Annotated in this window: 6 protein-coding genes; all 6 read left to right on the top strand. The window is 49.1% G+C overall.

The window, feature by feature from the left end:
* Positions 1–853: 853 nt before the first annotated feature.
* The 6 genes from Q7J88_RS05725 (at position 854) to Q7J88_RS05700 (ending at position 8,980) form a co-directional block, all read left to right on the top strand.
* Complete coding sequence (locus Q7J88_RS05725; RefSeq protein WP_303721196.1) at positions 854–1,351, top strand: nuclear transport factor 2 family protein; 498 nt, start codon at positions 854–856, stop codon at positions 1,349–1,351.
* A 710-nt stretch (positions 1,352–2,061) separates the two neighbouring features.
* Complete coding sequence (locus Q7J88_RS05720; RefSeq protein WP_303721195.1) at positions 2,062–4,200, top strand: sensor histidine kinase; 2,139 nt, start codon at positions 2,062–2,064, stop codon at positions 4,198–4,200.
* Positions 4,193–5,617, top strand: coding sequence for a sigma-54 dependent transcriptional regulator (locus Q7J88_RS05715; protein WP_303721194.1), 1,425 nt, complete (start codon positions 4,193–4,195; stop codon positions 5,615–5,617). Before Q7J88_RS05720 ends, Q7J88_RS05715 begins: the two co-directional genes overlap by 8 nt.
* A 351-nt stretch (positions 5,618–5,968) precedes the next feature.
* Entirely contained in the window at positions 5,969–6,976 is a 1,008-nt protein-coding gene (locus Q7J88_RS05710; RefSeq protein ID WP_303721193.1) for a TRAP transporter substrate-binding protein, read from the top strand.
* 76 nt (positions 6,977–7,052) lie between these two features.
* Complete coding sequence (locus Q7J88_RS05705; RefSeq protein WP_303721192.1) at positions 7,053–7,658, top strand: TRAP transporter small permease subunit; 606 nt, start codon at positions 7,053–7,055, stop codon at positions 7,656–7,658.
* Entirely contained in the window at positions 7,658–8,980 is a 1,323-nt protein-coding gene (locus Q7J88_RS05700; RefSeq protein WP_369681979.1) for a TRAP transporter large permease subunit, read from the top strand. Before Q7J88_RS05705 ends, Q7J88_RS05700 begins: the two co-directional genes overlap by 1 nt.
* The last annotated feature ends 262 nt before the right edge of the window (positions 8,981–9,242 follow it).

Genomic DNA, 9,242 nt, shown 5'->3' with positions numbered 1-9,242 from the left:
AATGTGAAAGACGTTTTTTGCCAAGTCCAAACCGATGGTGGTAATCTTCATGTTGGTCTCCTCTCGTTTTTTGATGGAAGCTGATAACAACCATCATGGCGCATAGACGCCGATAAGGGAAACGGGGGGAGACCATCTCATCGTAACAAAATGAAGCCCCAGCAGTTGCTGGGGCTTCGTCGTTTCTGAATCTCAGATATCGTGACTTTTTGATGGGCCCCCACCGCGTATAGAAAAACGAGGTGGCGGCTTTTTTTTCAGGATGAGTGGGCTGGTTTGCATGATAATAGGTCACTTAAAAGATATTATGCAGCTTAGCTTATGTCTTCAGGACGGATCAGAGCCCAAATCATCAAGGCTAGAGCTAGTACAGAATCGACGTCACCCGCATGCTGACAACATGACAAATTAAATCATTTTCCGTGCTTGGTCGATGAACAGAGAAAAAATATGAACAAGTGTTGCGTCATACAAAAAGTGTTGAGGGAACTCCCGAGCAAAACAATACGAAGTGCGGTATGCTCACTTTCAAAGACGAGGACCTGGCGTTGCAACTGGAGCGCGAAACAGGTAAGTTGCCCGTGGCCCCGCCCGATTCCTTGCTTTCACGGATTTGGAAGAGAACGTTCGCGAACAAATTCTCAAGGTACGATCGCATCCGTGGATACCAGACAGCATCTTGGTAAAAGGGTTTATCTATGATATTGACACGGGTCGACTGAGAGAGGTAACCCTCTAATGTTTGCATGCAGAGGATTGCTCTTTGTGCGCAGTTTATGCCGAACGCGCCCTTTCACCACGTCCGGTGTGAGGACCATATCTTTTCTGAAAAGCAGAATAAAGAGACCACAATATGAAGAATCTGATCAAGACAATCCCCCTTATCCTTGTTTTTCTGAGCACGGCTCTTTTTGCCCAGGAGCCTGTTGTTGGCGTAGCTGACCCAGAATCGTTGTTTGTTGATGATGTTCCCGCCCTGCATCGCAATAAGCAGACCGCCCTGCACATCATGCGCGAATTGTTGCAATGTAATTATTGGGATCGGGCTGGCGAATGGCTGACAGATCGCTACATTCAACATAATCCCAACGCAGGGTCAGGTTTAGCGGGAGTTGTTTATTATTTTACTGAAGTTGCCAATCGCAAGCCTACTGAAGCATGTAATGAGTTGACTACTGAAGTTGTAGCGGTTATTGCAGAAGATGACTTGGTCACGGTCATGACGCCCCGAAGATACCCGCATCCAACCAATAAAGGCGAGTTTTACTACACAACATGGTTTGACACTTGGCGTTTTGTTGATGGTAAGGCTGACGAACACTGGGATCCTGCAATGCTCTCTGCTCGCTGATTGTCAAACCGAAACCCATGCTGTGAAAACTGATGCGGGAGAGAGGGCAAGGAATCCTTCTCATGAAATTTACACCTCCGCATAAATGGGGGGGGGCTTAAAAATCACGCTTGATGAGGGGCGCTAGGCATTCTTAAAGGGCAGCCTTTATAGAAGACAGGAAGTCTGGAGGAGAAAGCTTGGTAATCGTCCCTCTTTGCGGTAGCTCCCAACGATACTAAGAATCATTTTCCGCCTCCCTTTTTATTGGTATGTGAACCATAGTACATATGTTTTGATTGTTCACATTCAATCTCATATATAGTGAATTAATCTCACCTGCCCAGACATTTGGAAAAAAAATCGACTCTTCCGTTTTGCTGTAATTTCAGTAGCTTGGCGGAAGGGTCTTTTTGATCCGGACATTCGAGACGGTTTTAGTGGAAATAGGCTTGTGATTACAGCCTTGTAGAGAGCTGGAAGGGTCGTTCAGGTTGGAGTTTTGCTCAACTGGGGGCAAAGGTGGACATTTTGACTGATCGGCAGCCGGTTACTTGTCTCTCAGGTTCAAACATATGAAACACCAGAATCGACAAATCAGGGCAAGAACGAAAGAATTCTTTACTCTGAACTCGCTTGGCTGGTAGGAAATTGGATATGCGAGTCAGCCAATACGGCACCTTTTTTGCTCATATACAAGCTATCATGAGATGAGCAAAAGGAAGATGCACATGTCGATCAAAACCAAAAATATTTTACTGCTGATGGGTGTTCTGTCTGTCGTGTCGCTAACGGTGGTTGGGATAACGTACCGCAGTACCAGTGTCGTGATCGAAAAGACGATTGCCGACCACCAACTAGCGCTCGCCAACAATCGGGTCGAAGCGACAGAAATCTGGCTTGGTCAGCAGATGCGGATTCTGAATGCCACTGCTGAATCAATACCTTATCTCCGTCTGGGAAATAATCCAGCGACTCTCGAACCACTTACGATGGCGATGAAAGCGGGACATTTCAGCGATGTTTACATCGGCTTGAATGATGGAACTATTATCGATGGCGCTGGCTGGGTTCCTCCAGCGGGCTATGATACTAGGGGCCGCCCTTGGTTCCTGGAAGCGCAATCTGCCGGCAAGACGAGTTTTACGACCCCTTATATTGACCTTGTTACTGGTGAACTTGTTATTGCGCTGGTTACACCACTTGATTATGAGGGGGAGTTGGTTGGTGTCATGGCGGCCGATACGATCCTCGATTCCTTGGTTGAAACCTTGTTGAGCACCAAAGTTGGTGAAACAGGCTATCTGTTTGTGACCCACAAGGATGGGACTATTATTATTCATCCGCAGCGCGACTATGTTATGAAAGCCAAGCTGCAAAGTATTGAACCCGATTTACAGCAAATCACCGATAACTTCACAAATTCCGAAGCCGGCACAGTCCGCTACCTGCACAGTGGAATTGAAAATCTGCTGGCTTATAAACAGATCAGCAATACCGATTGGTATCTGTGTACAACAATCCCGTTACAGGAAGCTTACAGTTTGTCACGAAAGACCACGCTTTTATTCGCCGCGGAGATTGTTCTGAGGGTTTTAGCGGGGCTTGCCATCCTGACGCTGGTCGGTGTTGGTGGCAGTGGTGTCGTATTGTTTATTTCCAAACGTCGCTTTGAGTCGACAATTAAGGAACATGTCGATCACATTTCCGGGATCAGTGCTGATTTGCGCTGGAACATCAACAAGCGACAGGAAGTAGAAACCCGCTATCAGACACTGTTCAACGTGGCAAATGATGCCATTTTGGTCAGCAAGGGAATGAAAATTATCGAATGCAACAATAAGGCTTCCGATCTTTTTGGTGGGGCCCGTTATAGTCTGATCGGTCGCAGCGAGGCTGACCTGTTTCCCGATATCCAACCGGGGGGAATCAATAGTGAGGAACAGGCCAAAGCTATCCTGGAACAGGCAGCAAAAGGACAGCACCAGTATTACGAATGGACCTTCCGACGCCTCAACGGTAGCGAGTTTCCTGCCGAAGTCAGCTTGAAGACCCTACAACTTAATTCGGAAGAACTGGTGTTGACCAGTATTCGGGATATCTCTAAACGGGTCTTTGCCGAAAAGCAATTGCTGCAAAACCAGAAAATGGCCGCGATGGGGGAGATGCTGGGGGCGATAGCTCATCAGTGGCGACAGCCGCTGAATATCCTTTCAACCTACATTGCTAGTTTGCAGGCTGCCTATTTTAATCAGGCAATCGACCAGCAGTTCGTTAAAACTCTGGTTGGCAATGCTGATACGCAGATTCAATTTATGTCAAAGACGATCGACGATTTTCGCAATTTTTTTAAACCCTCGAAGAGTAAGCGGGCGTTTGATGTGTTGGAGTCGATTGATCATGCGATAAAATTGATGGAAGCGCAGTTCAAGCAGGCAAAATTTAATCTGCGGATCGATGTCGAAACAGAAGAAACTAAGCTGTTCGCCTTTGGCTTTCAAAGCGAGTTTGTGCATGTTGTGATGAACATCCTGGCAAATGCCAAAGATGCTATCGAGGAGAGGTTTAACAGCGATCATACTATGTCTGAAGGGAAAATTCTTGTATCGGTCAAGGATTCCGGTAGTGAGATAAATCTGCAGGTCAGGGACAACGGTTGCGGTATTCCCAAACATTTTCTACCGAAAGTTTTTTCTCCCTACTTCACCACTAAAGGGACCCAGTCAGGCACCGGGGTCGGGCTGTATATGTCTAAAATCATAATCGAAAACGAGATGCGGGGAAGACTCTTGGCCGAGAATACAAACGATGGAGCGATGTTTTCGATTACTTTGCCACAAATAAATTCTAAAGAGGCGAACCATGCTTGATCTCGGAAGTCGTAACCCTGAAGTGATCCTGGTTGATGACGAGCAGTCTGAACTGGATGCCTATGGTTTTTTGCTCCGTTCAATGGGGGTTCGGAAGATCCATACGATTCAGGATAGTACCAAGGTTCTTGATTTCATGCCTAAAGTGACTGCTCCGGTGGTGTTTCTCGACTTGAATATGCCGGTTAAATCGGGGCAGGAGGTCTTGTGCGAGCTGAAACAGCACTGGCCACAGGTGCCGGTCATCATCTGCACTGCCAATTCCGAGATCGAAACGGCGATAGAGTGTCTCAAGCTTGGTGCTCACGATTATCTGGTGAAGCCGATCAGTATGGACAGCTTCGCCTCGGCCTTGCGCACAGCGATGGAGATTTCACAGTTGCGGACAGAGGTTCTGTCTCTGAAAGGCGTCGATTTTTCCCTCCCGCTACAGGACGAACATCAGGCATTTGGACACATAGTCACCAGAAATCCTGGGATGACGGCCATCTTCAAGTACATAGAGCACCTCGGCGCAAGTACCCAACCGGTGCTGATCTTAGGAGAAACCGGTACCGGCAAGGAGCTGCTGGCCAAAGCGGTACATGATGTTAGTGGCTTAAACGGTGAATATGTTGCTGTTGACGTTTCCGGGCTTGACGACACAATGTTCTCGGATACCCTGTTCGGCCATGTTAAGGGGGCGTACACCGGAGCCGTTGGGGTACGCTCCGGGCTGCTCGAAAAAGCCGCTGGAGGCACCATCTTTCTCGATGAAATAGGGGAATTGAGTGAAGCCTCGCAGGTCAAATTGCTGCGGGTTCTGCAAGAAGGGATTTATTACCCGCTCGGTTCCGATCAGTCGAAGATGAACAGTGCCCGGGTGGTGGCTGCAACCAATAAGAATTTGACCGCGTTATCGGGGCAAGATGGTGAATTCCGCCGCGATCTTTATTATCGACTCAGCACGCACCTGATCAAAGTCCCTCCATTGCGAGAGCGACCGGAAGATCTGCCTATTCTGATCGATCATCTGGTCGCGGAGGCGGCTGCGGGGATGGGTAAAGAGTGTCCCCAGATGAGCCGCAAAGCACTTCAGCTCTTGGTAAGACATCCCTTTTACGGCAATGTCAGAGAGCTTAAAACCTATCTTTATGATGCCGTGGCGCGTTGTCAGGGGGAAGAAATCACCGCTGCAATTATCGCTGAACGGCTTCCTGAGGAGATTGGCACTGTAGCAGAGGTGTTTTCGACAGAAACAGGGATGGTGCTGGAGAAGATCTTCGGCCACTTCCCGACCCTGGAAGAGCTAACCGAATACTGTATCGATCAGGCCCTGCAGGCGACCGACGACAACCAGAGTCAGGCCGCCAAGCTGCTCGGAATCTCCAAACAGGCGTTAAACAAGCGGGTCAAAAAACGCCACTCCCACCAATAAGGTTCTGTACAAAAATCGCGTCAACCTGGGGTGACGATGTCAATCTCGGTTGACGCACGCCGGTTGACGCCGGACTCTTTCTGTATACGAAAAACCTTCCGTCTTGTTGCCTAAGTGGCTGCAAATAGGCAAGTTTATTTCTTGGAATGCTCTTTGCTCATTTCCCTTCTGCAAAAGCTGCTGTACCTCTCTGTCGGATAACAGCTTTTTGGTTTCCGATACACAGCTTTGATCATCGATTGGTTATTTGTTCGGTTTAAACCCTGAAGATGTTCTGCAAGAGAAACCCTCGTGCAGTGTATGGATGATTTGTATTGATTTAACCCAGCTTAAGAGGAAAAGGAGTCGAAGATGTTTAAAGGAGTAACTCGTAAGATTGTCAGCGTATTAGCGCTCACCAGTATGCTGCTGGTGCTGTTGACTGCAACTGTTTCTGCCGCTGAGCACAACTGGCGCTTTGCCAATCTTTATGGCCGTGGCACTGCGTTCGGTGAGCTTTATCAGGAACTGGCCAGCAATATTGAGAAGCTTTCGAACGGCAGAATCAAGGTTCAGGTTCTGTTCTCGGGAGAAGGTGTCGGTACTTCCGGATTGCTCAGTGCTGCAAAGTCAGGGTTGATTACGATGGCAGCCTCATTTCAGTCGATGCATGCCGGAGAACTGCCTGCCGGCGTTGTTGAAATAGGCTTGCCGGGTGGAACCAGCGACACCAACGAACTCAATTCCCTGTTCCACGAAAAAGGCTGGGATAAGATTCTGACAGAAGCTTACGGGGCCTATGGTCTCAAGTGGCTCGAGCCCTATATGCAGCCGCCGGTTTACGTGCTGACTAAAAAGCCGATTAACTCGATCGAAGATTTCAAAGGTCTTAAAATCAGGGCGCCGGGAGCATACGGTAAGTTTCTGCGTAACCTGGGGGCATCCCCGACATCTCTGGCCTGGAGTGAAATCTACACCAGTCTGGCAACCGGTGTTATCGACGGTTCGATCGGCAGCAACATGATTGACCATCGCGATGGCAACCATGTAGAAGTTGCCAAATACATGTACCGTCTGCCGCTGGCTGGTGCCCAGGTTCTTTCTCTGGTCGTCAATCAGCGCGCGTGGGACAAACTTGATGATGAACTTAAGGCTGCCGTTAACGAGGCGGCACATCTGCACGCCAAGGCTCAGTTGGAAAAGTCGCGTGAATGGGAATCGGAAGCGGTTGCCGAGATGGAAGCCAAAGGGCTAAAGTGGAGTCCCGAGCCGAGCGAGGCTGACAAGCAGGCTTGGGCCAAGGCTGCCGAAACCCTGTGGGATGAATACGCCAGCATTGATAAGTACAGCAAGCAGCTGATCGATATCCTGAAGATGTAAACTATTTACTTCATTCGGTCGCAAACCTGAGTCTTGCTGGTCTGGCTCAGGTTTGCCCGATCAGATAGGTGCCCTTATGTTTGTTTCTATTTTACGTCAATTTTGTTACGGGGTTGAATTCATCGTTCGGGTGGCAGGATATGCAGCCGCTGGATTGATGCCGATCCTCGCCGCGATCGTCTCGTTTGAAGTCTTTTCACGCTATTTTTTGAACCACCCGACGATTTGGGCCTTCGATCTCTCTCTATTCCTGTTTGGCTATATCGCTTCCCTTGGAGGGGCCTACGCTCATCAGCAAAGGGCTCATATTACGGTCGATATTTTCTATCAGAAGGTTTCGCCGAAAACGCGGAAAATTTTCGACCTGATTTCTTTCACCCTGGCAATCTTCTTCCTGTTGCTGATTATTTATGTCTGCTACGACAAGTTGCAGGATGCTTTGAAGTTTGATATCCGGCGGCAGAGCGAATGGGCACCACTGATGTTCCATTTCTGGATCATGACCATCACTGCCAGCTGCCTGTTTGTGCTCCAACTCAGCAGGGATATGCTCGAAAACGTCTTTTCTCTGGTCACCGGGCGTGAACTGCTGGGGAGCGAAGAAGAACCTTCTGAGATTCAGCAGCGGGAAAAGCATGGAAATATCCTCGCCTCTCCATTGTGTGAAACCGGAGGTGAATGATGGGTATTGAAGCTCTTACCGGCATTTTGCTGCTTGGAATCGCGACCTTTTTTGTCCTTGGTGCACAGGTTGGCCTGGCACTTGGGGGCATTGCCATGGGGGTCGGTTATTTTACTTGGGGTGATGCTGTCTTCAATGTCATCCCGACTACCATCGAAGCCACCTATTTCAGTTTTATCCTGCTGGCGATCCCCCTGTATATCTACATGGGGCAGCTCTTCACCAAAACCGGCATCGGCGACGCCATGTTTGACGCGAGCCAGATGGTGATCGGTAAAATCCGTGGCTCGATGGCGATCAGCGTGGTAATCGTCTGTTCCATGATCGGCGCGATGGTCGGCATTATTGGCGCAGGGATCATGACCTCGGGCAGTATCGCCTTAAAACCGATGCTCGACCGAGGTTACAATGAACGGCTTGCCCTCGGTGTGATTATGGCGGGAGGTGCGCTCGGCATTCTGATTCCTCCAAGTATTCCGATGATCATGTTTGCCGCCTCGACCCACAACTCAATCGGCCGGATGTTTGTCGGTGCTTTGATACCGGCGCTGCTGACGGTTGTGCTGCTAATCCTCTATGTTGTGGTCAGCTGTAAAATCGACCCGAATCGGGCGCCGATTACCAAAGCCGATAGTGAAAACATGCAACGGCCGCTGTGGGATAAGCTGAAAATTGCCCGAGATGGCTTCTTGGCGATGCTCCTGATCGTTGTCGTGCTGGGCAGTATTATCACCGGGATTGCCACTCCGACCGAATCGGGTGCGATCGGCATTGTTGGAGCTGTTATCCTGGCGATTATCTTCAAACGTTTTAAGGTCGATGTGTTTTTAAAGACTGGTCTGCAGACTGCAATGCTGGTCAGCGTGGCGATGTGGATCATTTTCGGCGCCTCGGTCTTCAGTAACTTCCATCTGCTGATGGGGGTCCAGTCGATGGTCGCCGATTTCACCGGCAGTCTTGACCTGCCACCGCTGATGATTATTGGTATGTTCCAGGTGATCATGCTGTTGCTCGGTTTTGTTATCGACGAATTCATCATTGTCCTGATGTGCTCGCCGCTATTCACACCGATTGCGGTGTCACTCGGCTATGACCCGATCTGGTTCGGTGTGCTGATGATTCTCAATATTCTGATTGCGGTACAGACGCCACCATACGGTTTTGCCCTGTTCTACTTAAAGGGGATCGCACCGCCGCATGTCGGCATGGGGACCATCTACAGGTCGGTGATCCCTTTTACCCTGATCAATCTGACGGTACTGATTCTCTGCATGATCTTTCCCAATATCATTACTTGGCTGCCGAACCTGGTGTTCGGTTAGAGGGGTAGGGAACACGGTTCAACAAGCAACATAAATGAACTGATGGCCACTCGGATTTTCCGGGTGGCCATTGTTTTTTGAATATCTCGAAACTTTGCAGCACAAGGTGTTCACTTGTCCACGTCAACCTGGGTTGACGTCGACAGCTCTGGTTGACGCCAAGAGTTGACCTTGCTGGGAAAATGTTGCTGGAGATTTTGTTATCACTAGTAATAACAGATGGTTATCTTCGTGGCATATTCCTTGATCTATAGGCAGCAAT

This window comes from Malonomonas rubra, assembly GCF_003247215.1.
Taxonomy (GTDB): Bacteria; Desulfobacterota; Desulfuromonadia; order Desulfuromonadales; family Geopsychrobacteraceae; genus Malonomonas; species Malonomonas rubra_A.
The sequence above is the reverse complement of the archived record's forward strand: the minus strand, read 5'-3'. Positions and strand labels throughout refer to the sequence as shown.